Raw genomic sequence first — 23,216 nt, 5'->3', positions numbered from 1 at the left:
CGGATGAAAGAATTGGATTGAGAGGGGAAAACACGATGAGCAGCGTACAGGAGGCAGTTGCCTACATCCAACCGAAACTGACGGAAAAACCGTCGATCGGCCTGGTGCTCGGCTCCGGTCTGGGCGTACTGGCGGACGAGATCGAAAATCCGGTCGTCATCCCGTACCACGAGATTCCCGGCTTTACCGTCTCCACGGTGGTCGGACACAAAGGACAGCTTGTCATCGGCAGCCTGCAGGGCAAGCAGGTCGTGGCCATGCAGGGGCGCTTCCATTATTACGAAGGTCACGGACTGGACGCGGTGGTGTTCCCGATCCGCGTCATGAAACAGCTCGGCGTGGAGACGATCATCGTCACCAACGCCGCCGGCGGGATCAACGAGAGCTACAAGCCGGGCAACCTGATGCTGATTCGCGACCACATCAACATGACGTTCCGCAACCCTTTGATCGGCCCCAACGACGACACGCTCGGCCCCCGTTTCCCCGACATGTCGGAGGCCTATTCCAAATCGCTTCGCGCAGTGGCCAAAGAGGTGGCGGCGGAGCTGGGCATCGAGCTGCAGGAAGGGGTCTACGTCGGGCTGCTGGGGCCGAGCTACGAGACGCCGGCGGAGATCCGCATGCTGCGGATTCTCGGAGGAGACGCCGTCGGCATGTCGACCGTGCCGGAGGTGATCGCGGCCCGGCACATGGGGATGAACGTGCTCGGCATTTCCTGCATCAGCAACATGGCGGCCGGCATTTTGGAACAGCCGCTTTCCCACGATGAAGTAATGGAGACGACCGAACGGGTGAAGGCCCAGTTCCTGTCACTCGTGAACGGGATTGTGGCGAAATTGTAGGCAGACAGCAGTACAACAGGTTGAGGTGAAGCAGCATGCGCATGGTGGATATCATTGCGAAGAAACGGGACGGCAAGGAGCTGAGCACGGAGGAGATTCGGTTTCTCGTCGACGGCTATACGAATGGAAGCATTCCCGACTACCAAATGTCCGCCTGGGCCATGGCCGTGCTCTTCCGCGGCATGACGCCGCGCGAGACCGGCGATTTGACCATGGCGATGGCTGAATCCGGGGAGCAGTTGGACCTGACGTCCATCCCGGGAGTGAAAGTGGACAAACACAGCACCGGCGGCGTGGGCGACAAGACGACGCTGGTCGTGGCGCCGCTGGTGGCGGCCGCCGGCATTCCCGTGGCCAAAATGTCCGGCCGCGGCCTGGGGCACTCGGGCGGAACAATCGACAAGCTGGAGTCGTTTGCCGGGTTTCAGGTGGAACGCACCCGCGAGCAGTTCCTCCAGCAGGTGCGGGACATCGGCGTGGCCGTCATCGGTCAGTCGGGCAACCTGACTCCCGCCGACAAAAAGCTGTACGCCCTGCGTGACGTAACCGCCACGGTGGAAGCGGTGCCGCTGATCGCCAGCTCGATCATGTCCAAAAAAATCGCGGCGGGGGCGGATGCCATCCTGCTCGATGTAAAAGTGGGCAAAGGCGCGTTCATGAAGACGCTGGAAGAGGCGGAGACGCTCGCCCGCGCGATGGTGGACATCGGCAGCCAGGTGGGGCGCAGGACGGTGGCCGTCATCAGCGACATGAACCAGCCGCTGGGCTTTGCCGTGGGCAACGCGCTGGAAGTGAAAGAGGCGATCGAGACGCTCGCCGGAAACGGTCCCAAGGACTTGACGGAATTGGCGTTGGCGATCGGGGCGCGCATGCTCATGCTGGGCGGGCTGGCATCGTCCGTGGACGAAGGGCGCGGCCGTCTGGAGGAGATCATCGCCAGCGGCAAAGCCGTGGATAAACTGGCGCAAATGGTACAGGCACAGGGCGGCGACAAGCGCGACGTGTACGAACCGGACCGCCTGCCCAAAGCGGGATTGACCGCACAGGTCACGGCGAAACAGGACGGCTATCTGGCCGGGATCGACGCCGAGACGGTCGGACACGCCTCCGTCGTGCTGGGAGCGGGCCGCTTGACCAAGGAGATGCCGATTGACCTGGCCGTCGGCATCGTGCTGCACAAAAAGCGGGGGGATCAGGTGCGCGCCGGCGAACCGCTGGCCACCCTGCACGCCAACGACGAGCGCCTGCTGCAAAATGCCCTGCAGGAAATGGACGAAGCGTTTGCGTACAGCAGCGAGCAGCCGCCGGAACAGCCGCTCATTTACAAGATTGTGGAATAAAAAGGGAACATGCTTGGAGCCGACCCGTTCGGCGGAACAGGGGGTGCGGTCGATGCCGCACGCCCTGTTTGCATAGAGCGAGAACGGCGGAGAGTGAAGAGCGGTTGCGGTTTTTCTGCGATTCGGATTGAAATGTGCGATTCTCGATAAATTTTTATTGATTAATCAACTGAATTGCGGTTCAATGGAAGAAAAGAGCCTTGCGCAAAAATATAAAAAATTATTTATTGTTAGGAATGAGTTTATAATTTTTTATAATTCTACTTGTCAAATTTCGTTGACACCATTAACAATTGCGTATATTTTTAAGGTGACAGGCAAAATGTTAACGATTTTTTCGAATTTCGTAAAAAACTGATGGAGGTTCTACAAAAATCGTATTTATGAGAAAGCTGGACCATGTTGATAAACAGATCCTGCAGATCCTCCAGGAAGACGGAAGACGACCCTATACCGAAATTGCTCATCAACTTGGCTTGAGCGAGGGCACCATCCGTTCGCGCATCACCCGCCTGTTGCAAGATGGCGTGTTCCAGTTCGTCATTCACCCCGATCCGGAAAAGCTGGGTCTGCACGTTCAGGCCATTATCGGACTGACCACCAAGCTGGGGTCGCAAAACAGCGTGGCCGAGGAGCTGAGCAAGTTTCCCGAGGTGCGGTTCGTGGGTGCGTTCAGCGGCAAGCACGACTTGATCATTCAAGCGTGTTTCCATAATAACGATGAACTCATAACCTTCGTCAACGAGCGCCTCTCGCAAATTGAAGGAATCGCCGCGGCCGACGTGTCGCTGGAACTGAAGCAGTACAAGGATTCCTTCTCTTTCGTTCGTGACGACGAAGTGCCGATCCAGTGAAAGGAGTTGATGCCAGCCGAAGTCATTTGCCGCACTTGTCCATTCGTCGTTTTTGAATTTTCTGAAAAAAGACAAAAAAAGAAACAGACAAAAAAGAACTGTGTATTGGGGGTTATTGCGTTGAAAAAGAGCATTTTTGCACTTGTCAGCTCCATAGCCGTTCTCGGTGCGGCCTTGGCCGGTTGCGGCGGACAGCAAGCATCCACGGGCGACCAAAACGCGCCTGCCGGTCAGCAGCCTGCCGCAAACGCAGAGAAGAAACCGCAGCTTCTGAGACTGAACCTGCATTCCGAGCCGCCGACGGCTGACCCGGGCATTGCGGAAGACACGACGTCCGGTGCGATCATTCAGGCGACGTTCGACGGCCTGACCCGGATTGGCAAGGACGGCAAAACGCCGGAGCCGTCCGTAGCGGAAAAAATTGACATTTCCGAAGACGGTCTGACGTACACGTTCCACCTGCGCGACAGCAAGTGGAGCAACGGCGATCCGGTAACGGCACATGACTTCGAATACGCGTGGAAGCGCGCGCTCGATCCGAAAACCGCGTCCAACTACGCGTATCAGCTCTACTACGTGAAAAACGGCGAAGCCTACAACAAGGGGAAAGCCAAAGCGGAAGACGTCGGCGTGAAAGCGCTGGACGACAAGACACTGGAAGTGAAACTGGAAAACCCGACTCCGTTTTTCCTTGAATTGACCACCTTCAGAACGTATTATCCGGTCAATAAAAAAGTGGTCGAAGCGAATCCGAAGTGGGCGAACGAAGCGAGCACCCACGTGGGCAATGGCCCGTTCAAGATGGAGTCGTGGGAGCACAAGAGCAAGATGGTGCTCGTGAAAAACGACAATTACTGGGACAAGGACAACGTAAAACTGGACCGCATCGAGTTCTCCATGGTGGAAGACGAGACCACCGAGCTGTCCATGTTTGAAAACGGCGAGCTCGACTGGGCCGGCGCACCGATGAGTTCCCTGCCGACGGATGCCATCCCGGCGCTGAAAGACTCCGGCAAGATGACGACCCAGCCGATCGCGGGCACGTACTGGTACAAGTTTAACACCGAGAAACCGCCGTTCAACAACGTGAAGATCCGCAAGGCATTTGCCTACGCGATCGACCGCCAGTCCCTGATCGACAACATCCTGCAGGCCGGCCAGCTCCCCGCCATGGGCGCCGTGCCGCCGTCGATGGCGCTGAACAAGGACGGCTATTTCAAGGACAACGACGTGGAAACGGCGAAAAAGCTGTTGGCCGAAGGCATGCAGGAGCTGGGCATTTCCAAGCTGCCGACGATTACCCTGTCCTACAACACGCACGAGGGGCATCAAAAGATCGCCCAGGCGATTCAGGACCAGTGGAAGAAAAATCTCGGCGTAGACGTGAAGCTGGAAAACAAGGAGTGGAAGGTGTACCTGGAAGACCTCCACGAAGGGAAATTCCAGATTGGCCGCATGGGCTGGCTGGGTGACTTCAACGACCCGATCAACTTCCTGGAGCTGTACAAAGAGAAGGATGGCGGCAACAACGACACCCGTTGGGAAAACCCGAAGTTCAAGGAGCTGCTGAACCGATCCGCGAAGGAGTCCGGAGAGCAGCGCTTGAAGACCCTCGCCGAAGCGGAAGCGATCCTGATGGACGAAATGCCCATCATTCCGATCTATTTCTACACCCTTTCCTGGGTGAAGGACGACGATGTCAAAGGCGTCGTGATCGATGGTCTGGGCGGAGTCGACTGGAAATGGGCGTACATTGAGTAAGCGCGATTTCCCCGCCGCCTGAGCGGTTGCCAGACGGAAACCGGTTCTGCAGGGATAAGGTATATGGAACCCCATATACCTTATCTTTTGCGGGCCGGTTCCAAAGAGACAGACGGCAGCAGGCCGATAGAGAGAGAAGATGGGTGCAAGAGATCGAACCAAAGGGGTATTTGCACAGCCGATTTTTGCACTGCATTCCGCGCGAACGCAGTGCAAAGATGGGTCGTGAAAGCAACAAACAATCTGCAAGGGGGTAAGTTTTTTGATCCGTTATCTTGGCAAGCGTATCTTTTTCATGCTTCTCTCGCTTTTCCTGATCGTAACGGCCACCTTCTTCATCATGAAGGCGGTGCCGGGCGGTCCGTTCACGTCGGAAAAAAACGTTCCGGACGAAATTCGTGCCGCGCTGGAGGCCAAATACAAGCTGAACCTGCCGCTGCACGAGCAGTATCTCGATTACTTGAAGGGCATCATCACCTGGGATTTGGGACCGTCTTTCACGGAAAAATCCTCTACGGTCAATGACATGATCAACCGCGGCTTCCCCGTGTCGGCACACCTGGGTGTGCAAGCGCTGCTGCTGGCTGTCTTCGGAGGCATTACGCTGGGGGTCATCGCGGCGTTGAAACACAACAAATGGCAGGACTATACCGCCATGGTGATCGCCGTGCTCGGATTGTCTGTTCCCGGCTTTATCCTTGCATCATTTTACCAATATTTCTTTGCAATTAAATGGGGCTGGTTTCCTATTGCGAAGTGGGAAGGGTTTGAATACACCATCCTGCCTTCTCTCGCGCTGTCTGCGATGCCGATGGCGTTTATCGCCCGTCTGACCCGTTCCAACATGCTGGAAGTGTTGAGCCAGGACTACATCAAGACGGCCAAAGCGAAAGGCCTCAATACGTTTACGATTACCGTGAAGCACGCGATTCGCAACGCTCTCCTGCCTGTCATTACCTACCTGGGTCCGCTTGTTGCCAACATTTTGACGGGTGCGTTTGTCATCGAGCGCATTTTCGGGGTCCCCGGACTGGGACGCGAGTTCGTTCTCTCCATCACGAACCGCGACTACACCGTCATCATGGGGACGACGGTGTTCTACTCGATTATTCTCGTCGCGGCGGTTCTGCTCGTAGACATCGCGTACACCCTGGTTGACCCTCGGATCAAGCTGAGTGACACAGGAAGGGAGTAATGATTCATGCAACTGACGAAAGAGCATTTCGAGCCAATATCCGTCGACCTTCGCCAGGCGGAGGAAATCAAGCGTCCCAGCCTCTCTTTCTGGGCGGACGTCTGGCGCCGGCTGAAAATGAACAAGGTGGCCATGGCCTCCCTGATCTTTATCCTGCTGCTGGTCGCCTGTGCCATTTTCATCCCGATCTTCAGTTCCCACGACTATTATACGACCAACCTGGCCGGCAAGAACAAACCGCCGTCGGCCGAACACTGGTTTGGGACCGACGACTTGGGGCGTGACGTGTTCGTCCGCGTCTGGTACGGCGCCCGCATCTCGCTGGAAGTAGGGTTTGCCGCAGCCCTCATCGACTTGATCATCGGGATGATCTGGGGCGGCATTGCCGGATTCTACGGCGGCAAAGTGGATGAAATCATGATGCGCATTGCCGATATTCTGTACGCGATTCCGTACCTGCTGGTGGTCATTCTGCTCATGGTGGTGATGGAGCAGGGGGTTGTGACGATCATCATCGCCCTGACCATTACCGGCTGGATCGGGATGGCGCGGATTGTCCGCGGACAGATCCTCCAGTTGAAAGCGCAGGAATTTGTCCTGGCCGCCCGTTCCCTCGGCGCGGACAACAACCGTCTGATCTTCAAGCACCTGATCCCCAACGCGCTGGGGCCGATTATCGTGACGTTGAGCTTGACCGTTCCGACCGCGATCTTTACCGAGTCGTTCCTTTCCTTCATCGGATTGGGGGTTTCCGCGCCGGTCGCATCGTGGGGCACGATGTCGGCCGAAGGCTTGGCGGCGATGAAGTACTATCCGTGGCGGCTGATGTTCCCGGCCATCTTCATCTCCGTTACGATGTTGGCATTTAACCTGTTCGGTGACGGTCTGCGCGACGCCGTAGACCCACGCTTGCGCAAATAGGAGGGATCATCGCAATGGAACGCATTCTTGAAGTGAAAGACCTACATGTCTCCTTCCACACGTACGCGGGGGAAGTAAAAGCGGTACGCGGCGTGAACTTTCACGTAAACAAGGGGGAAGCGGTCGCGATCGTAGGGGAGTCCGGCTGCGGCAAATCCGTGACGGCGCAGACCCTGATGAAGCTGATTCCCATGCCGCCGGGTGAAATCAAAAAAGGGGATATCATCTTTAACGGCGAGAGCATCGTCAAGAAGTCGAACAAAGAGATGGAAGCGATTCGCGGCAAGGAAATCGGGATGATTTTCCAGGACCCGATGACCTCGCTGAACCCGACCCTGACAGTCGGCAACCAGATTATGGAAGGGTTGATCAAGCACCAAAAGATGACGCGCGCCGCTGCCCGTGCGCGTGCCATCGAACTCTTGACCATGGTCGGCATCCCGCAGCCGGAAAAGCGCGTCGACCAGTATCCGCACGAATTTTCCGGGGGGATGCGGCAGCGCGCCATGATCGCCATTGCGCTCGCCTGCTCGCCCAAGCTGCTGATTGCGGATGAGCCGACCACGGCGCTGGACGTGACGATTCAAGCTCAGATTTTGGACCTGATGAAAGACCTGCAGAAAAAGACGGGCACGTCCATCATCCTGATCACGCACGACCTGGGTGTCGTGGCCGAGATGTGCGACCGCGTCATCGTCATGTACGCCGGCAAGGTGATTGAAACGGGAACGGTCGACGACATCTTCTACAACCCGCAGCATCCGTACACTAAAGGGCTGCTGCGCTCCGTTCCGCGCCTGGACCTGAAACGCGACGAGCCGCTTACGCCGATTTTCGGCACTCCGCCGGACCTGCTTCGTCCTCCTGTCGGCTGCGGATTTACCACCCGCTGCGAATCGGCCATGCGCGTCTGCCAGGAGTACGATCCTGAACTGAAAGAAATCAGCTCGACGCAGCGCGCCGCCTGCTGGCTGCAGCACCCGCTGGCGCAAAACCGCGCAGGATCGTAAGAGGAGGGGTAACCAGTGGAGAAACGCGATACGCTGATTGAAGTGCGCAACCTGAAGAAATTTTTCAAGATCGGTGACATTACCCTGAAAGCCGTAAACGATCTGTCCTTTGAGATCAAGCGCGGCGAAACGCTCGGCGTGGTAGGGGAGTCCGGCTGCGGCAAGTCCACGGCCGGCCGTACCATCCTTCGTTTGTACGAGCCTACGGCAGGCGACGTCCTGTTTGAAGGCCAAAGCGTGATGAAGCTGAACCATCAGGAAATGAAAGCGATGCGCCGCAACATGCAGATGATTTTCCAGGATCCGTACGCGTCGCTCAACCCGCGGATGACGGTGGGCGACATCATCGGAGAGGCGCTGGACATTCACGGCCTGGCATCCGGCCAAAAGCGCAAGGAACGAATCCAGGAGTTGCTTTCGCTGGTCAGCCTGAACCCGGAGCACATGAACCGGTTCCCGCACGAATTCTCCGGCGGCCAGCGCCAGCGGATCGGGATTGCCCGCGCATTGGCCGTCGAGCCGAAGTTTATCGTCTGCGACGAGCCGATTTCCGCGCTGGACGTGTCGGTGCAGGCACAGGTGGTCAATCTGCTGCAGCAGCTTCAGGAAAAGATGGGCCTGACCTACATGTTCATCGCCCACGACCTGTCGATGGTGAAGTACATTTCCGACCGTGTCGCCGTCATGTACCTTGGCAAAATGGTGGAGCTGGCCGATAGTGAGAAGCTCTACGAAAAACCGCTCCATCCATATACCCAGGCGCTGCTGTCGGCCATCCCGATTCCGGACCCGGAAGTGGAGCGCAAACGGGAGCGCATCGTCCTGCAGGGCGACGTGCCCAGTCCGATGAATCCGCCCAGCGGCTGCCATTTCCGCACCCGCTGCCCGAAGGCGATGCCGGAATGCGCCGCTGTCGAGCCGGTTTGGAAAGAAGTGGAACCGGGCCATTTCGCGGCCTGCCATTTATACAACTAGAATCGCGAGGACAGGCATTCCCGATCAATCCGATTGGGAATCCTGTCTTTCCTGACAACACTGCACAATGTGGCCTCTGCGAAACGACCGGGTATCACACCCTGAACGTGTTCGTGGAGGCTTTTTTTTACCGCCTGCCTGGCATAATATGGAGCTGCTGATTGAAAAAAGGGGGCTGTTGCTCATGCGGAAAATACGACTGCCGCGTTTTCGAGAAATGCGTTTTCGAGGAATTCGAGAAATACGTTTTGGAGGAAAGGGAATGTCTCTTCGTTGGCTGCGTGATGCGCCCCGGGTGCTGGGGTCGCTGAAGGAACAGCTCCAGGGGTCCCTCGCCACCAAAATGATTGCGTTTGGCATTATTCTTGTTTTGGTCATTATTGGTTCCCTTCAATACATAGCGCTGTCCCTTTCCAAGTCGACGCTGATCGGGATCACGTCCGCCCAGGCGAAAATGCTGGCGGAACAGCATGCCGCCAGCATGGAAGACTGGATTCAGGACATGATGAACTCTGCGCTGGATACGGCGTCCAAGCGCGTAATGACGACGGAGATGGAGCCGCTGATCATGGAGCAGTTCCATCTGCTGCGTCAAAGTCACAAGGAGATTGCGAAAATCTACCTGGTGGATACGGCCAGCGGAAAAGCACTGTACTCGCTTACGGGGCGAAGCGAGACTGATTTCAAGCAGAAGAAGTTCGTTCAACAGGCCGTCTCGACAGCGGCCCCAGTCATCTCAGATGAAGAGATCGTGCAGGGCAGCGACAGAAGCTATCTCTACCTCGCCGCGCCGGTCGGCGAGAAAAACAAGGATACCTCCCGCGTGCTGGTGGTCGGCTTTACGATTGAGCCGATCGTCAGCAAAGTAGAGTCGATTCCGTTCATGCAGGCCGGGTACGCGTTTGTGGTGCGGCCGGACGGGCTGGTGATCGCCCACCACGACCGCGAACACAACGGAAAGCTTTCGCTGGCCGAGAATGGCGACTACGAGGAGATGCTCGAGCTGGCAGGACAAAAGCAAAGCAGCAGCCTGCTGTACGAAGCGGACGGGACGGACTCCTTCGCGGCGCTGGCGCCCATCCCGTCGCTCGGCTGGAGTGTCGTCCTGACCACCGGCACCGACGAGGTGTACGGCGACGTAAATGGCATGGGGCTCTACTTCGCCCTGATCAGCCTTCCCGTCATTGCCCTGTCGGCCCTGCTGATCTGGTGGTTCGCCAAGCGCATCCGCCAGTCGCTGTACGCCATCGCCCAGGACATGGAGCGCATCGGTGCCGGCCGGTTTGACGTGGAGGTCGAAGTCAAAGGCAGCGACGAACTGGCCATGGTGGGACGAAAAATGAACGAAATGGTGGCGGAACTGCGCACGCTGATCTCCCTCGTGCAGGGACAAGCCGCCCGATTGAACGCGGCTGCCGACGAGCTGTCGGTTTTTGCGCAGCAAAACAAAGGGGCCATTCAGCTCATTACGGAAAACGTCACCACCATTTCCGAGCGGGTCTCCCTGCAAACGGGCGAGGTGGCGGCGGCCGTCCGAACCGTATCGGAGATTTCCCAAGGGGTGGAACAAGTGGCGGTAGCGGCTGAATCGACGACGCTGGCCACGACACGCACCTTCGAGCGGGCTCAGGACGGGATGGAACTGGTGAAAAATGTCATCTCCACGGTCCGGCAGGCGACCGGTGAAGTGGAGCGGACGGCCCGGCAGATGCATGGCCTGCGCGACCGGGCCCGCCAGATCACCAGCATCGTGGAGATGATCAGAAGCATCGCCTCGCAGACCAACCTGCTGGCGCTCAATGCGGCAATCGAGGCAGCTCGCGCCGGCGAGGCGGGACGCGGCTTTTCCGTCGTCGCCAGCGAAGTGCGGAAGCTGGCGGAGGAGAGCAGCGCCTTCTCCGAACGCATCGCCTCCATCGCCCATTCGATCAACGACGACGCGATGGGCATGAGCACCCACATGGACGAGATCGTCGCGATGGTCGGCGACGGACTGCAGTCCGTGGAGTCGGTGGGCGTCGCCTTCCAGCACATCGTCTCCGACATCCAGTCGGCGGCGGAGCAGAGCGAAGCGATGTCGGCCGCTTCGGAAGAGATGGCCGCCGGCAACCAGGTGGTAACCAGCTCGATGCACCGGCTCTCCGCCATGTCGGACGAGATCAACCAGTCCCTGAGCGGCGTCGTGGAAACGGTCGACGAACAACTGAACGCCATCGCGCGAATCAGCGAAAATGTGGAACAACTGAAAACGCTGGCGGACGAATTGTCGGACAACGTTCGCAAGTTTGTCATCTGAATGCGGTCCCCTTTCGCCCAGGCGAAGGGGGCTTAGTGTGCAGACAAAGACTGCTGGGGGGAGAAGTACGTTTCCGGCATCCGCTCCATGCTCGACCAGCAGAGACGCATAGACTGCACGCTCCGCACCGATTTGCGGGGGATCGCCAAAGTAGCATCGATACGAAGCCCCTTCAGAGGTGGCGCTCCTTTTTCCCGCAAATCGATGCTCCGCTCGGTAGGGCTCACAAGTCGCTCTGCCGGAAACATGCTTCTCCTTCGATACAATCGGTTTGTCCTCAATCTGCGGCTCCCCTTTCGTTCAGGTGAAGGGGGGGCTTTTTTTGTGCCGAAACGCCATTTCCCTCTTGTGAATATTTTCCTGTCCGATTGGTGAGAATAAAACCATGAATGGAGGGAAGGGGATGCTATGAAAAGGACGCTGTATCTGGGTTTGTGTGTGTTCGTCACATGTGTTGCTTTCTTTTCTCCGATGGCGGTGGCTGCCAACGAAAAGCCCGCACCCGATCAAAAGGAGATGAACTTCGCGCCGCGCGCGACGTCCGCCATCTTGATGGAAGCGGATACGGGAACCGTTTTGTTCGAGAAGAACGCGCATGAAAAACTGCCTCCCGCCAGCATCACCAAAGTGATGACCCTGCTTCTGATCATGGAGGCGCTGGATCGGGGCGAGATCAAGCTGACCGACAAGGTTCGCACCAGCGAACGGGCGGCGTCGATGGGGGGCTCGCAAATTTTTTTGCAGCCCGGGGAAGAAATGACCGTCGATGACATGATCAAGGGCATCGCGATCGCGTCCGGCAATGACGCCTCCGTCGCCATGGCAGAGCATCTGGGCGGCACGGAAGAGGCTTTTGTAGCCCGGATGAACGAGCGAGCCAAGCAGCTCGGCATGAAGAATACGCATTTTGTGAACTCCAACGGCCTGCCGGCCCCCGAACATTACTCCTCGGCGATGGACATTGCGATCATGTCCCGCGAGCTGTTGAAACATGAATTGATCACCAAATATACCGGGACCTATCAGGACTATCTGCGAAAAGACTCGGACAGTCCGTTCTGGCTCGTCAACACCAACCGTCTCATCCGGTTTTACGAAGGGGTGGACGGACTGAAGACGGGCTACACCAGCGAAGCCAAATACTGTCTGACGGCAACCGCCAAGCGCAACAACATGCGGGTCATCGCCGTCGTGATGGGAGAACCCGACACCAAGACGCGCAACGCGGAAGTGTCCACGCTGTTCACCTACGCGTTTACCCACTTCAAGGTGCAGTCGGTCTACAAAAAGGGAGAAGTGGTGCAGCCGATCACCGTGGACAAGGGAAAGCATCCGCAGGTGAACGTCATCACGCCGCAAGCGGTCAGTCTGCTGATGAAGCGGGGCGAATCGCCTGATCACTTCACCAGGGAGGTCGTCTTGAATCCGACGGTGTATGCGCCCGTCAGCAAGGACCAGATTGTCGGTCATATCTTCATCCGAACCAAGGAAGGCAAAGAAGTGAGCCGCATTGATCTCTATCCGGAGCAATCGATAGAGAAGGCAGGCATGTGGGAGATTCTCAAGCGAACCACAAAACACGTCTTGATTGGCTACTGAACAGACATCACGATCGCGAAAAGAATCGAGTTGCCACGAATGTGACCTTCGGCTGCTCGATTTTTTTGTTCTTTTGTCGCCTGGCAGGAAATGGAATGGGCCTGGAAGAAAAGAGAGAGAACTACGGGATGAAGGAGAGTGTGTCAGCTATGAGTCTACGCATCGCCACGGAAACCAAGCAGGACGTGCTGGTCGTCCGTTTGCAGGGAGAACTGGATCACCACACGGCGGAAGAACTGCGCAGCAAAGTGGATGAGATCCTGCGCAATCCGCATATACGCCACATCGTACTCAGTCTGGCCGATTTGGCGTTTATGGACAGCTCTGGCATCGGAGTCATTCTCGGCCGATACAAGCAGATTTCCGCCCGCTCCGGCGAAATGGTCGTGTGTTCGATCAATCCGACCATCTACCGGATTTTTGAGATGTCGGGCCTGTTCAAGGTGATCAAGTTCCGCGAAAGCGAAGCGGAAGCGCTGCACGTACTGGGGGTGGCGTAAGATGACCAAGCGCAATTTCATGACGGTGTCGTTTGCCGCACTGAGCCAAAACGAGGCGTTTGCCCGCGTGGCCGTCGCATCGTTCATCTCGCAGTTGGATGTGACGGTCGAGGAGTTGGAAGAAATCAAAACGGTTGTGTCCGAAGCGGTTACCAACGCGATCATTCACGGGTACGACGAAAACGCGGAAGGCGTGGTCCGCATCTCCGTCAGCATCGAAGACGGCCTGGTCGATTTGGTGGTGGAAGACCAAGGTAAAGGCATCGAGGACGTCGATCTGGCCATGCAGCCGCTCTACACCAGCAAGCCGGAACTGGAACGCTCCGGCATGGGCTTTACCATCATGGAAAATTTCATGGACACGCTGGAGGTGGTGACAGCCGTCGGAAAAGGAACCACCGTTCGCCTGACCAAACGCCTTTCGTGTGCCAAAGCCTTGCAAAATTAGGGGTAGTGCCAATGGGTGCCGATATCAAAAATGCCAGTCAGCCCTTTCTGACCAATGATCAAGTAAAAGAATTGATTGCCAAAAGCCAGAATGGAGATGCCGAGGCCCGCGAGCTTCTCGTCAACAGCAACATCCGGCTGGTGTGGTCTGTCGTCCAGCGCTTTATCAATCGCGGCTACGAGGCGGACGACCTGTTTCAGATCGGATGCATCGGCCTGCTGAAAGCCGTGGACAAGTTTGACCTGGCGTACGACGTCAAATTTTCCACGTACGCCGTGCCGATGATCATCGGGGAAATTCAGCGGTTTTTGCGCGACGACGGGACGGTCAAGGTGAGCCGCTCGCTCAAGGAGACGGCCAACAAGGTGCGGCGGACAAAAGACGAGCTGTACAAAGTGTACGGCCGGTCGCCGACCATTTCGGAAGTGGCGGAGGCGGTGGGCATCACGCCGGAAGAGGTGGTGCTGGCCCAGGAAGCGAGCAGGGCGCCGTCGTCGATTCACGAGACGGTGTTTGAAAACGACGGCGATCCGATTACGCTGATTGACCAGATTGCCGACGACGGCGTCAGCCGATGGTTTGAAAAAATCGCCCTGAAGGACGCCATCAGCCGGCTGAACGAGCGGGAGCAGCTCATTGTCTATCTGCGCTACTACAAGGACCAGACCCAATCGGAAGTGGCAGAGCGGCTGGGCATCTCGCAAGTGCAGGTATCGAGGCTGGAAAAGCGCATTTTGCAGACGATCAAGGACCAGATTGAGCAGTAAGCTCGTCTGGTCTTTTGTTGTGGCCGCACAAACGTTTTCCCCGACTGCATGACCGGGCCGGCAAACGGCGCATACTAGCGGAAGATCGGCAGGGCACAAAGGAGGGGTTGACGTGCAAGAACCTTTGTTTCTGCGACTGCGAAAACGGCTGTCTGTCAAACCGCAGGCGGTGATCACCCTGGGAGACATCTGCCAACTCTATTGGGACGGGGAGCGGGAGGCGGCACTGGCGAAGATGCCTGTCTATCGCGTTCAGCCGGAAGACGGCGATTTGATCATCATCGATATCATGCAGGTGATTCGCAAGATCCGGACCGCCTATCCGGAAGCCAGTCTGGAGATTCAGGGATCGACGCAGATCATCGTGGAAGTGCTCAACCCGCGGAAACGACCCAAACCGGTGCTGGTAGCCGCGGTATGGCTGCTGCTGTTCGTCGGGTCGGGTCTCGCGATCATGAACTTTCATACGGACGTGAGCATGCTTCAGGTCCATCAGCGGATCCACTACCTGATTACCGGGAAGGCAAGCGAGCAGCCGCTGTGGCTGCAAATCCCCTATTCGATCGGGATCGGACTGGGGATGGTGCTGTTTTTTAATCACTTGTTTAAAAAACGGATCACGGAAGAACCCAGTCCGCTGGAGGTGGAGCTGTTCATGTATCAGCAAAGCCTGGACCAGTATTACATCCAGCACGAAAACAAGGAAAACGAGCGGACCAAGTCATGAACGCCTGGCAGTATCTGCTGCTGGTGTTGATCGGACTGGGAGGGGGAGTGGCTGTCGGCAGCGGATTCGTCGCCTTTATCACCGTGCTGGACATCATTCCGCGTCTGACGCAGTTGACCAATGCCCACCGCCACATACGGGCGCTGGAATGGGCGCTGGTGGCCGGGGCCCTCTTTTTTACGATGGCTGACTTTTTTCAATGGGTGGTCCGTCTGCCGCTGGTGACCACCTCTCTGTACGGCCTTTTGGCCGGTGTGTTTGTGGGCACGCTGGCGGCGGGGTTGACCGAAGTGCTGAACGTGTTTCCGATTTTGGCGAAAAGGCTGAACGTGGACGAAAAGCTGATCGTCCTGCTGATGGCGATGGTTTTTGGAAAGATCGGCGGTTCGCTCCTGCAGTGGCTGCTTCGCTTGTAATCGTGTGGAAAATACAGCCATTCATAGATGTGAATAGAAACAGGAACCATATGGATGAACCATATGCATACGGTGGCAGGACTGGCGGCACCTATGATCAGAAGGAGTGAACAAGATGGGGACCAAGACGAAAACGTCCAAATCGATGCCCATGACGAACCAACTGTATCAGCAGCAGGCGGCCAAATACCAGCCGAAGCGAAACGTCCTGCTCAACTCGCTGCGCGCCTTTTGGGTAGGCGGGGCGATCTGCCTCTTGGGACAAATCTTGCAGAACATCTATATCACCTTTTTCGGGTTTACGGAAAAAACCGCAAGCAATCCGACCGTGGCCACCCTGATCTTTTTGGCCGTGCTGCTGACCGGCTTGGGCGTCTACGACAACATCGGCCAGTATGCGGGAGCGGGCTCGGCCGTGCCGGTGACCGGGTTTGCCAATTCGATCGCCTCGGCCGCGATTGAGCATCGCAGTGAGGGGTTTGTGCTGGGGGTCGGCGGCAACATGTTCAAGCTGGCCGGCTCCGTCATCGTGTTTGGCGTGGTGGCCGCCTTTGTCGCGGGCGTCCTGAAGACACTCTGGAAGATGTTCACGTAAGGAGGACAAACGGTGGGTAGCCAAGCAGCGGAATTCCGTGTCAGCCGGCAAACCTGGCAGTTTACCAGGGACGTGCGGCTTGTGTCTACGGCGACGGCGGTCGGGCCCAAGGAAGGGGAAGGGCCGCTGGGGACGTTTTTTGACAAGGTGTATGACGACATGTATGCCGGCCAGGATTGCTGGGAGAATGCGGAGCGCCAATTGATGGAGGACGCGGTGCAGTTGGTCTTGGACAAGGCCGGGTTGACCGAACAGGATGTCGACCTGATCGTCGCCGGCGACCTGTTAAACCAAAACATTACCACCAACTTTACGGCGGAGCAGTTGGCCATCCCGCTCCTGGGCATGTACGGCGCCTGCTCCACGTCAATGCTCACCCTGGCGAACGCGGCGGCGCTGGTGAACGCCGGCTACGTCAACCGGGCGATCGCCGCCTGCAGCAGCCACAACGCGACGGCCGAGCGTCAATACCGCTATCCGACCGAATACGGCGGACAGAAGCCGCCCTCTGCCCAATGGACCGTGACGGGGGCGGGGGCGGGACTGGTCGGTATCGGCGGAAACGGGCCGCGCATCACCTATGCGACCATCGGCAAAGTGGTGGACATGGGCGTGAAGGACCCGTTTGACATGGGATCGGCGATGGCGCCTGCTGCCGTCTCCACCCTGCAGGCGCATTTCTCCGACACCGGCCGTACCCCGCGCGATTACGATTTGATTGTCACGGGCGACCTGGCCGCCGTCGGGTATCCCATTGTCAAGGAATGGATGCAAACGGACGGGTATGACATGGAAGGGGTATACAACGACTGCGGCTTGATGGTGTATTCGCCCGACCAGGACGTGTTCGCGGGCGGCAGCGGCTGTGCCAGCAGCGCCGTGGTCACCTACAGCTACATCGTCGACCAGTTGAACAAAGGGCTGCTGAAAAAAGTGCTGGTGTGCGCCACCGGCGCTTTGCTCAGCCCGGTCAGCTACCAGCAGGGCAATTCCATCCCGTGCATCGCCCACGCCGTGGCGTTGGAAGGAGGAGAATCGTAATGGAATACCTCATTGCGTTCGTGGTGGGCGGATTGATCTGCGTCGTGGGCCAACTGCTCATGGACGTCGCCAAACTGACACCTGCCCATGTCATGAGCACGCTGGTCGTCTCGGGTGTCGTCCTGGACTTTATCGGCGTGTACGACAGGTTGATCGACTTTGCCGGCGCCGGAGTCACGGTGCCGATCACCAGCTTTGGCCACGCGCTTTATCACGGGGCGATCAGCGAAGCGGAACAACACGGGCTGATCGGCGTTGTCACCGGCATATTCGAGGTTACCAGCGCAGGGATCTCCGCAGCGATCGCCTTCGGATTCCTGGCGGCGCTTGTCTTCAAACCCAAAGGCTGAAAACGGACGTGAGCGGGACGGTGACCCTCATGGGCGGACAACGGCGAAAAGTCATTCTGGTAACCGACGGCGATCACGTCGCGCAAAAAGCGGTCGAGACCGTCGCCCGGCAGGTCGGCGGCCGCGCCATTTCCCTGTCGGCGGGAAATCCCACGCCCCTGTCCGGCGAACAGATGGTGGAACTGATCAAGATGGCCGCCTCCGATCCGGTGCTGGTCATGTTTGACGACAACGGCGACTTTGGACAGGGCCAGGGCGAACGGGCGATCGAATACGTGGTCCGGCATCCCGATATTGAGGTCCTGGGCGCCATCGCCGTCGCCTCCAACACCAAATGGGTGAGGGGAGCGTCGGTAAGGGTCTCGGTCGACAACCGGGGGCGGATCGTGGACGAGGCGGTGGACAAGGACGGATTTGCCGACGGCTCGCTGGAAAACCGCATTTACGGGGATACGGTGGACGTCCTCAACGCGCTGCAGGTGCCCAACATCATCGGCATCGGGGACGTCGGCAAGATGCAGGGCAGGGACCATCTGCACAAGGGGTGCCCGGTCACATTGACTGCGGTGAAATGGATACTGGAAAGGAGCGGTTCCCATGGCACAGAAAGACGCGACGAAACGGCGCCCCATCTCGGAACGCGTGGAAGAGAACAAGGAGTATCTGAATGAAAAGCTGGGGGTGGGCATCAGTTTTGACGTGGGTGTGCATGAGTTTACCGTGGGCGGCACACGTCTCCTGCTGTACTACATAAACGGCTTTGCCAGTTCCGACATCGTCGTCCAGGTGATGCGCGACCTGAACAATTTGAGGGAGCGGGACATGCAGTCCCATGCGCTTGAGCATTTGTACCACAAGTACATCCCGTTCTATCAGTTGACCAAGGTGTCCACCACCGACGAGTTTTTGGACAAGTTGCTCGTCGGCCAAGTGGGGATCATCATCGACCGGTCCCCCGAGGCGATCATCATGGACGCGAAGGTGCTGCCCACCCGTCAGCCGGAAGAGCCGGATACGGAGCGAATCGTCCGCGGCGCCCACGACGGGTTTACGGAAACGCTGGTGATCAACACCGTTCTGACGCGGCGGCGGATTCGCGACGAGCGGCTGCGTTTTGAAATCATGCAGATCGGGGAGCGGACCAAAACCGATGTGGCCCTCGCCTACCTCAAGGATGTGGCCAACGAGGAATTGGTCCAGAAGCTGCGGCACCGTCTGCAAAACATCCAGATCGACGGCATCCCCATGGCGGAGAAAACCGTCGAGGAATTCATCATCGGCAAGTCGTTTAATCCGTTTCCCCTCGTCCGCTATACGGAGCGGCCGGACGTGGCGGCGGTCCACCTGCTGGAGGGGCACGTGCTGGTCTACGTGGACACGTCGCCGAGCGTCATGATCACGCCCGCCACCTATTTTCATCACGTCCAGCACGCCGAGGAGTACCGCCAAACCCCTGTCGTCGGTGCCTATCTGCGCTGGGTGCGCTTTTTCGGGATTTTCGCCTCCGTCTTTCTGCTGCCGGTCTGGCTGCTTCTGGCGATGCACCCCTCGATGATACCGGATCAGCTCGCCTACATCGGCATCAAGAAAAAGGCGGAAATCCCCCTGCTGGGGCAGTTCGTCCTGGCGGAATTGGGACTCGATCTGATGCGGATGGCGGCGATTCACACGCCGCAGCCGCTGTCGATCGCGATGGGCTTGCTCGCGGCGATTCTGGTGGGGGAAGTGGCCATCAAGGTGGGCCTGTTTGTGCCCGAAGTGATCCTCTACCTGGCGGTGGCTGCAGTCGGCATGTTCGCCACCCCCAGTTATGAGCTGGGACAGGCCAATCGGCTGGTCCGCCTCTTCCTCATCCTGATGGTCGGCTTTTTTTCCACGACCGGCCTGATGCTTGGCCTGACCGTCGTCCTGGTGGGCTTGGCCTTCACCCGCTCGCTGGATACGCCCTACCTCTGGCCGTTCATTCCATTCAACTACAAGGCGATGAAGGACGTGGTCATCCGCATGGCCGTGCCGATGAAAAACAGGCGGCCGAGCATTGTCCGCTCCCCCGATTCCTCGCGGCAGTAGACCAGTCGGGGAATTTTCTGACAATAAAAGCCACGACCCATTGTCAAACGCACTTTATTGTAGTAAATTGAATGGTAAGCCTAACGGATGCTAGGTGGATACGGCAACTGGCGAATCGCGCTCAGTTGCCTTTCTGTATAAAGACACAACGCAACCGCACGGTATGCAGCAGGAGATTGGAGAGGATTTGGGGATGCTTTTGCACGGGACAAGTCGAGTAAACGAATTGGGACATTTGGAAATCGGCGGCTGTGATGTCACCGAGCTGGCTGCCCGGTACGGGACGCCGCTGTACGTGTACGATGAGGCGCTGATTCGCAGCAAATGCCGGGCGTACATGGAGGCGTTCCGCCAGTCCGGGTTCCGTTTTCAGGTCGCCTATGCGAGCAAGGCGTTTTGCACGATGGCGATGTGCAAGCTGGTAGAGGAGGAGGGGCTGTCTCTCGACGTCGTCTCCGGCGGTGAGCTGTACACCGCCCTGCAGGCCGGGTTTCCCGCCGAGCGCATTCACTTCCACGGCAACAATAAATCGATGGAAGAAATTGTCATGGCATTGGATGCCGGCATCGGCTGTTTCGTCGTCGACAACTTTTACGAGCTGGACATCCTCCGGCAGTTGGGCGAGGAGCGAAACGAGAGGGTGGCGGTGCTCCTGCGCGTGACGCCCGGCGTGGAGGCGCATACGCACGAATACATTTCCACCGGCCAGCAGGACTCCAAGTTCGGCTTTGATGTCAAGAGCGGGCAGGCACTGGACGCGATCAAGCAGGCCCACGAGAGCGCCTGGCTGAACCTGCTGGGCGTACACAGCCACATCGGCTCGCAAATCTTCGAGACGGACGGCTTTATCGTCGCCGTCGAGCGGTTGGCGGAACTGCTGCGAGAAGCAAAGGACCGGTTCGGCTATCTCCCGCAAGTGCTGAACGTCGGCGGCGGCTTCGGCATCCGCTACGTGGAGGGCGACACGCCGCTTCCGCCTGAGGAGTACGTCAAGGCGATCACGACAGCCGTGCGGCAGGAACTGACCGCCCGTGACATCCCGCTGCCGGAGCTGTGGATCGAACCGGGCCGCAGCATCGTCGGAGAGGCGGGCACCACGTTGTATCGCATCGGCTCCCGCAAGGAGATTCCCGACGTGCGCAAATACCTGGCCGTGGACGGCGGGATGACGGACAACCTGCGGCCTGCGCTGTACCAGGCCCAATACGAGGCGGCTGTCGCCAATCGCATGAACGAACCGGCGACGGAACAGGTCTCCATCGCGGGCAAATGCTGCGAGACGGGGGACATGCTGATATGGGATGTCACCCTGCCGCCGGCACAGGCGGGCGACATCCTGGCCGTCACCAGCACCGGCGCCTACGGCTACGCCATGTCCAACAACTACAACCGGATCCCGCGCCCCGCGGTCGTCTTTGTCAAAGACGGCGAAGCGGAACTGGTGGTGAAGCGGGAGAGCCTCGCCGATCTGATCCGTCACGACCTGCTTCCCAAGCGCGCTCAGGTGCTGCGATAAGACAGCGCGTTCAAGCCTTCCCGACATCGGGAAGGCTTTTTGCGGTGCGCCCGGCATGGGCGGTAGCTATAGGGTGAAAGTCCCGAACGGGGGTTGGCTGTACCAACCGTTAGCCTAAGGCAAGGGTGTCCGCCGCGAGGCGGAATCTGAAGGAAGCCGGCGGCAAAGTCCCGACCTGAGGTACACGAACCCGATTTGAGGCTGTTGTACTTGGGCGAGCCTGCCGCACAAGGTGAAGCCCCATACAGCCAAAGGGTACAACAGTAAATTGGGCAGGTACATGGGACGAAGGCTACCGCTCTTACCCGGGGAGGTCTGCATGGTACGCCTACTATCGTTGGCAACCGCCTCCGTGAGGGGGCGTTGAACATGCAGAAGTCAGCAGAGGCCATAGTACCCCAATCGGGGACGCCTGAGGGGGAAGGGCCGAACATCAAGTCAGCATATGTCCCAACCTCTTTCGATACGGTGTGTCGAAGCAGAATTCAGAACTGGAACTTCCTCTGGAGAGTAGGGGTGAAGCCCCGAGGGTACAGAGAAGGGCTGAGCATCGTACGGCAAGCTTGGCGACATGTGCGCGGAGGAAGGAGTATCGTTATGGATCTGCTGGAGAAGGTTCTGTCTCGGGACAACCTCACGGCCGCCCTCAAACGAGTGGAAGCCAACAAAGGCGCTGCGGGAGTCGACGGTGTTTCAACTGAACAACTGCGCGACTACCTTCGCCTGCACTGGGCGACCATCCGGTCGCAAATCGAGACGGAAACCTACAAACCGACTCCTGTTCGCAGGGTCGAAATCCCGAAACCTGACGGGGGAATACGGTTGCTAGGCATCCCTACCGTGGTAGATCGCTTCATCCAGCAGGCCATCCTGCAGGTATTGACTCCCATCTTTGACCCAGAATTCTCCGATTCAAGCCTCGGATTCCGCCCAGGTCGCCGCGCTCACAATGCTGTGCAGAGAGCGCAACAGTACATCAAGGAAGGATTCCGGTATGTGGTCGACATCGACCTGGAGAAGTTCTTCGACCGGGTCAACCATGACATCCTGATGAGCCGGGTAGCCCGCAAGGTGAAGGACAAGCGTCTCCTTAAACTAATCCGCGCTTACCTGCAATCCGGAGTTATGGTCAACGGAGTGTGCGTCTCAACGGAAGAGGGTACACCGCAAGGTGGCCCCCTGAGTCCGTTGTTGGCCAACATTCTGCTGGACGACTTGGACAAGGAACTGGAAAGGAGGGGACACCGTTTCTGCCGCTATGCGGACGACTGCAACATCTATGTCCGCACCAAACGCGCGGGGGAACGGGTAAAGGCGAGCGTGGAGCGATACTTGACCAGGGTGCTCAAACTCAAGATAAACCAACAGAAAAGTGCGGTAGATCGGCCGTGCAATCGAAAGTTCCTCGGCTTTAGCTTTGCTCCGGGAAAAGAGGCACGGATACGCCTGCATCCCAAATCGATCATCCGGTTAAAAGAACGAATTCGCCAACTGACCAACCCGCATTGGAGCATCCCTATACAGGAGCGAATTCAAAAACTCAACCAATACCTCATGGGATGGATCGGATATTTTGCGTTGGCTGAGGCGAAAACCCACCTCCTGCGGATTGAGGAATGGATTCGCCGAAGGCTCCGTCTCTGCCTGTGGACGCAATGGAAACGAATCCGTACGCGATACCGCGAACTTCGTTCCCTCGGTCTTCCCCACAGCAAAGCACTGGAGATTGCAAATACCCGCAAGGGTGCATGGCGAACAACCAAATCTCCGCACATTCACAAAGCCCTTGGTATTACCTACTGGCAACAACAAGGGCTCATGAGTTTGGTGCAGCGATATTTCGCACTTCGTCAAGCTTGATGAACCGCCGTATACCGGACGGTATGTACGGTGGTGTGAGAGGACGGGGGTTAGTCGCCCCCTCCTACTCGATTCCCGGCGGGGAATTGTTCACCATTTATTAATCGTGGGTTTACATGATCTCAAGAGT

General features: G+C 57.9%; 22 protein-coding genes. All 22 read left to right on the top strand.

The window, feature by feature from the left end:
* Window positions 1-35: 35 nt before the first annotated feature.
* The 22 genes from A6764_RS13430 (at window position 36) to ltrA (ending at window position 23,086) form a co-directional block, all read left to right on the top strand.
* Window positions 36-845: a purine-nucleoside phosphorylase gene (locus A6764_RS13430; RefSeq protein ID WP_065066251.1), complete on the top strand. Its 810-nt coding sequence runs from the start codon at window positions 36-38 to the stop codon at window positions 843-845.
* Between the two features lie 35 nt (window positions 846-880).
* Window positions 881-2,185, top strand: coding sequence for a pyrimidine-nucleoside phosphorylase (locus A6764_RS13425; RefSeq protein WP_044898944.1), 1,305 nt, complete (start codon window positions 881-883; stop codon window positions 2,183-2,185).
* A gap of 383 nt (window positions 2,186-2,568) precedes the next feature.
* Window positions 2,569-3,039, top strand: a complete 471-nt coding sequence (locus tag A6764_RS13420) for an Lrp/AsnC family transcriptional regulator (protein ID WP_029099523.1) — start codon at window positions 2,569-2,571, stop codon at window positions 3,037-3,039.
* Window positions 3,040-3,159: 120 nt separating this feature from the next.
* The gene (locus tag A6764_RS13415) at window positions 3,160-4,800 is read left to right on the top strand and encodes a peptide ABC transporter substrate-binding protein (protein WP_065066253.1); all 1,641 of its coding nucleotides are present in this window, start codon (window positions 3,160-3,162) and stop codon (window positions 4,798-4,800) included.
* Between the two features lie 262 nt (window positions 4,801-5,062).
* A complete protein-coding gene (locus tag A6764_RS13410) occupies window positions 5,063-5,995 on the top strand; it encodes an ABC transporter permease (protein ID WP_065066254.1) in 933 nt (310 codons plus the stop codon).
* A gap of 6 nt (window positions 5,996-6,001) precedes the next feature.
* Complete coding sequence (locus A6764_RS13405; RefSeq protein ID WP_065066255.1) at window positions 6,002-6,916, top strand: ABC transporter permease; 915 nt, start codon at window positions 6,002-6,004, stop codon at window positions 6,914-6,916.
* 14 nt (window positions 6,917-6,930) lie between these two features.
* Window positions 6,931-7,926, top strand: a complete 996-nt coding sequence (locus tag A6764_RS13400; RefSeq protein WP_065066256.1) for an ABC transporter ATP-binding protein — start codon at window positions 6,931-6,933, stop codon at window positions 7,924-7,926.
* Between the two features lie 15 nt (window positions 7,927-7,941).
* Window positions 7,942-8,901 (top strand): ABC transporter ATP-binding protein, encoded by a 960-nt coding sequence (locus tag A6764_RS13395; RefSeq protein WP_065066257.1) that lies wholly within the window; start codon window positions 7,942-7,944, stop codon window positions 8,899-8,901.
* A gap of 262 nt (window positions 8,902-9,163) precedes the next feature.
* Window positions 9,164-11,197, top strand: coding sequence for a methyl-accepting chemotaxis protein (locus A6764_RS13390; RefSeq protein ID WP_065066258.1), 2,034 nt, complete (start codon window positions 9,164-9,166; stop codon window positions 11,195-11,197).
* A gap of 408 nt (window positions 11,198-11,605) precedes the next feature.
* Window positions 11,606-12,796: a D-alanyl-D-alanine carboxypeptidase family protein gene (locus A6764_RS13385; RefSeq protein ID WP_029099531.1), complete on the top strand. Its 1,191-nt coding sequence runs from the start codon at window positions 11,606-11,608 to the stop codon at window positions 12,794-12,796.
* A 149-nt stretch (window positions 12,797-12,945) separates the two neighbouring features.
* Complete coding sequence (spoIIAA, locus tag A6764_RS13380; protein ID WP_029099532.1) at window positions 12,946-13,296, top strand: anti-sigma F factor antagonist; 351 nt, start codon at window positions 12,946-12,948, stop codon at window positions 13,294-13,296.
* 1 nt (window position 13,297) lies between these two features.
* Window positions 13,298-13,744 carry an anti-sigma F factor gene (gene spoIIAB, locus A6764_RS13375; protein WP_029099533.1) on the top strand — a complete coding sequence of 149 codons (447 nt, stop codon included), beginning with the start codon at window positions 13,298-13,300 and terminating at the stop codon, window positions 13,742-13,744.
* A gap of 11 nt (window positions 13,745-13,755) precedes the next feature.
* On the top strand, window positions 13,756-14,511 hold the full coding sequence (gene sigF, locus A6764_RS13370; RefSeq protein WP_065066259.1) for an RNA polymerase sporulation sigma factor SigF: 756 nt from the start codon (window positions 13,756-13,758) through the stop codon (window positions 14,509-14,511).
* Between the two features lie 112 nt (window positions 14,512-14,623).
* Entirely contained in the window at window positions 14,624-15,238 is a 615-nt protein-coding gene (locus tag A6764_RS13365; protein ID WP_065066260.1) for a stage V sporulation protein AA, read from the top strand.
* Window positions 15,235-15,654, top strand: coding sequence for a stage V sporulation protein AB (locus tag A6764_RS13360; protein WP_065066261.1), 420 nt, complete (start codon window positions 15,235-15,237; stop codon window positions 15,652-15,654). Before A6764_RS13365 ends, A6764_RS13360 begins: the two co-directional genes overlap by 4 nt.
* A 115-nt stretch (window positions 15,655-15,769) precedes the next feature.
* Window positions 15,770-16,249, top strand: coding sequence for a stage V sporulation protein AC (spoVAC, locus tag A6764_RS13355; RefSeq protein ID WP_065066262.1), 480 nt, complete (start codon window positions 15,770-15,772; stop codon window positions 16,247-16,249).
* A 12-nt stretch (window positions 16,250-16,261) separates the two neighbouring features.
* A complete protein-coding gene (gene spoVAD / locus A6764_RS13350; RefSeq protein WP_065066263.1) occupies window positions 16,262-17,290 on the top strand; it encodes a stage V sporulation protein AD in 1,029 nt (342 codons plus the stop codon).
* On the top strand, window positions 17,290-17,640 hold the full coding sequence (spoVAE, locus tag A6764_RS13345; protein WP_029099539.1) for a stage V sporulation protein AE: 351 nt from the start codon (window positions 17,290-17,292) through the stop codon (window positions 17,638-17,640). The genes spoVAD and spoVAE overlap by 1 nt, the downstream gene beginning before the upstream one ends.
* Window positions 17,641-17,669: 29 nt before the next feature.
* Window positions 17,670-18,311: a stage V sporulation protein SpoVABEA gene (locus A6764_RS13340; RefSeq protein WP_029099753.1), complete on the top strand. Its 642-nt coding sequence runs from the start codon at window positions 17,670-17,672 to the stop codon at window positions 18,309-18,311.
* On the top strand, window positions 18,238-19,710 hold the full coding sequence (locus A6764_RS13335) for a spore germination protein (RefSeq protein ID WP_065066264.1): 1,473 nt from the start codon (window positions 18,238-18,240) through the stop codon (window positions 19,708-19,710). The genes A6764_RS13340 and A6764_RS13335 overlap by 74 nt, the downstream gene beginning before the upstream one ends.
* Before the next feature lie 193 nt (window positions 19,711-19,903).
* On the top strand, window positions 19,904-21,226 hold the full coding sequence (gene lysA / locus A6764_RS13330) for a diaminopimelate decarboxylase (RefSeq protein WP_065066265.1): 1,323 nt from the start codon (window positions 19,904-19,906) through the stop codon (window positions 21,224-21,226).
* Window positions 21,227-21,823: 597 nt separating this feature from the next.
* Window positions 21,824-23,086, top strand: coding sequence for a group II intron reverse transcriptase/maturase (ltrA, locus tag A6764_RS13325; protein WP_065068426.1), 1,263 nt, complete (start codon window positions 21,824-21,826; stop codon window positions 23,084-23,086).
* Window positions 23,087-23,216: the final 130 nt, after the last annotated feature.

It is taken from the genome of Brevibacillus sp. WF146 (assembly GCF_001673705.2).
In the GTDB taxonomy this organism is placed as follows: Bacteria; Bacillota; Bacilli; order Brevibacillales; family Brevibacillaceae; genus Brevibacillus; species Brevibacillus thermoruber.
This window is presented reverse-complemented; position numbering and strand designations above follow the sequence as displayed.

Coding starts and splice junctions, on each gene's coding strand:
- A6764_RS13400 (WP_065066256.1), top strand. CDS start 6,931: ATGGAACGCATTCTTGAAGTGAAAGACCTACATGTCTCCTTCCACACG.
- A6764_RS13340 (WP_029099753.1), top strand. CDS start 17,670: ATGGGCGGACAACGGCGAAAAGTCATTCTGGTAACCGACGGCGATCAC.
- spoIIAB (WP_029099533.1), top strand. CDS start 13,298: ATGACCAAGCGCAATTTCATGACGGTGTCGTTTGCCGCACTGAGCCAA.
- lysA (WP_065066265.1), top strand. CDS start 19,904: ATGCTTTTGCACGGGACAAGTCGAGTAAACGAATTGGGACATTTGGAA.
- A6764_RS13360 (WP_065066261.1), top strand. CDS start 15,235: ATGAACGCCTGGCAGTATCTGCTGCTGGTGTTGATCGGACTGGGAGGG.
- spoVAE (WP_029099539.1), top strand. CDS start 17,290: ATGGAATACCTCATTGCGTTCGTGGTGGGCGGATTGATCTGCGTCGTG.
- A6764_RS13425 (WP_044898944.1), top strand. CDS start 881: ATGCGCATGGTGGATATCATTGCGAAGAAACGGGACGGCAAGGAGCTG.
- A6764_RS13420 (WP_029099523.1), top strand. CDS start 2,569: ATGAGAAAGCTGGACCATGTTGATAAACAGATCCTGCAGATCCTCCAG.
- A6764_RS13390 (WP_065066258.1), top strand. CDS start 9,164: ATGTCTCTTCGTTGGCTGCGTGATGCGCCCCGGGTGCTGGGGTCGCTG.
- sigF (WP_065066259.1), top strand. CDS start 13,756: ATGGGTGCCGATATCAAAAATGCCAGTCAGCCCTTTCTGACCAATGAT.
- spoIIAA (WP_029099532.1), top strand. CDS start 12,946: ATGAGTCTACGCATCGCCACGGAAACCAAGCAGGACGTGCTGGTCGTC.
- ltrA (WP_065068426.1), top strand. CDS start 21,824: ATGGATCTGCTGGAGAAGGTTCTGTCTCGGGACAACCTCACGGCCGCC.
- A6764_RS13335 (WP_065066264.1), top strand. CDS start 18,238: ATGGCACAGAAAGACGCGACGAAACGGCGCCCCATCTCGGAACGCGTG.
- A6764_RS13430 (WP_065066251.1), top strand. CDS start 36: ATGAGCAGCGTACAGGAGGCAGTTGCCTACATCCAACCGAAACTGACG.
- A6764_RS13385 (WP_029099531.1), top strand. CDS start 11,606: ATGAAAAGGACGCTGTATCTGGGTTTGTGTGTGTTCGTCACATGTGTT.
- spoVAC (WP_065066262.1), top strand. CDS start 15,770: ATGGGGACCAAGACGAAAACGTCCAAATCGATGCCCATGACGAACCAA.
- A6764_RS13405 (WP_065066255.1), top strand. CDS start 6,002: ATGCAACTGACGAAAGAGCATTTCGAGCCAATATCCGTCGACCTTCGC.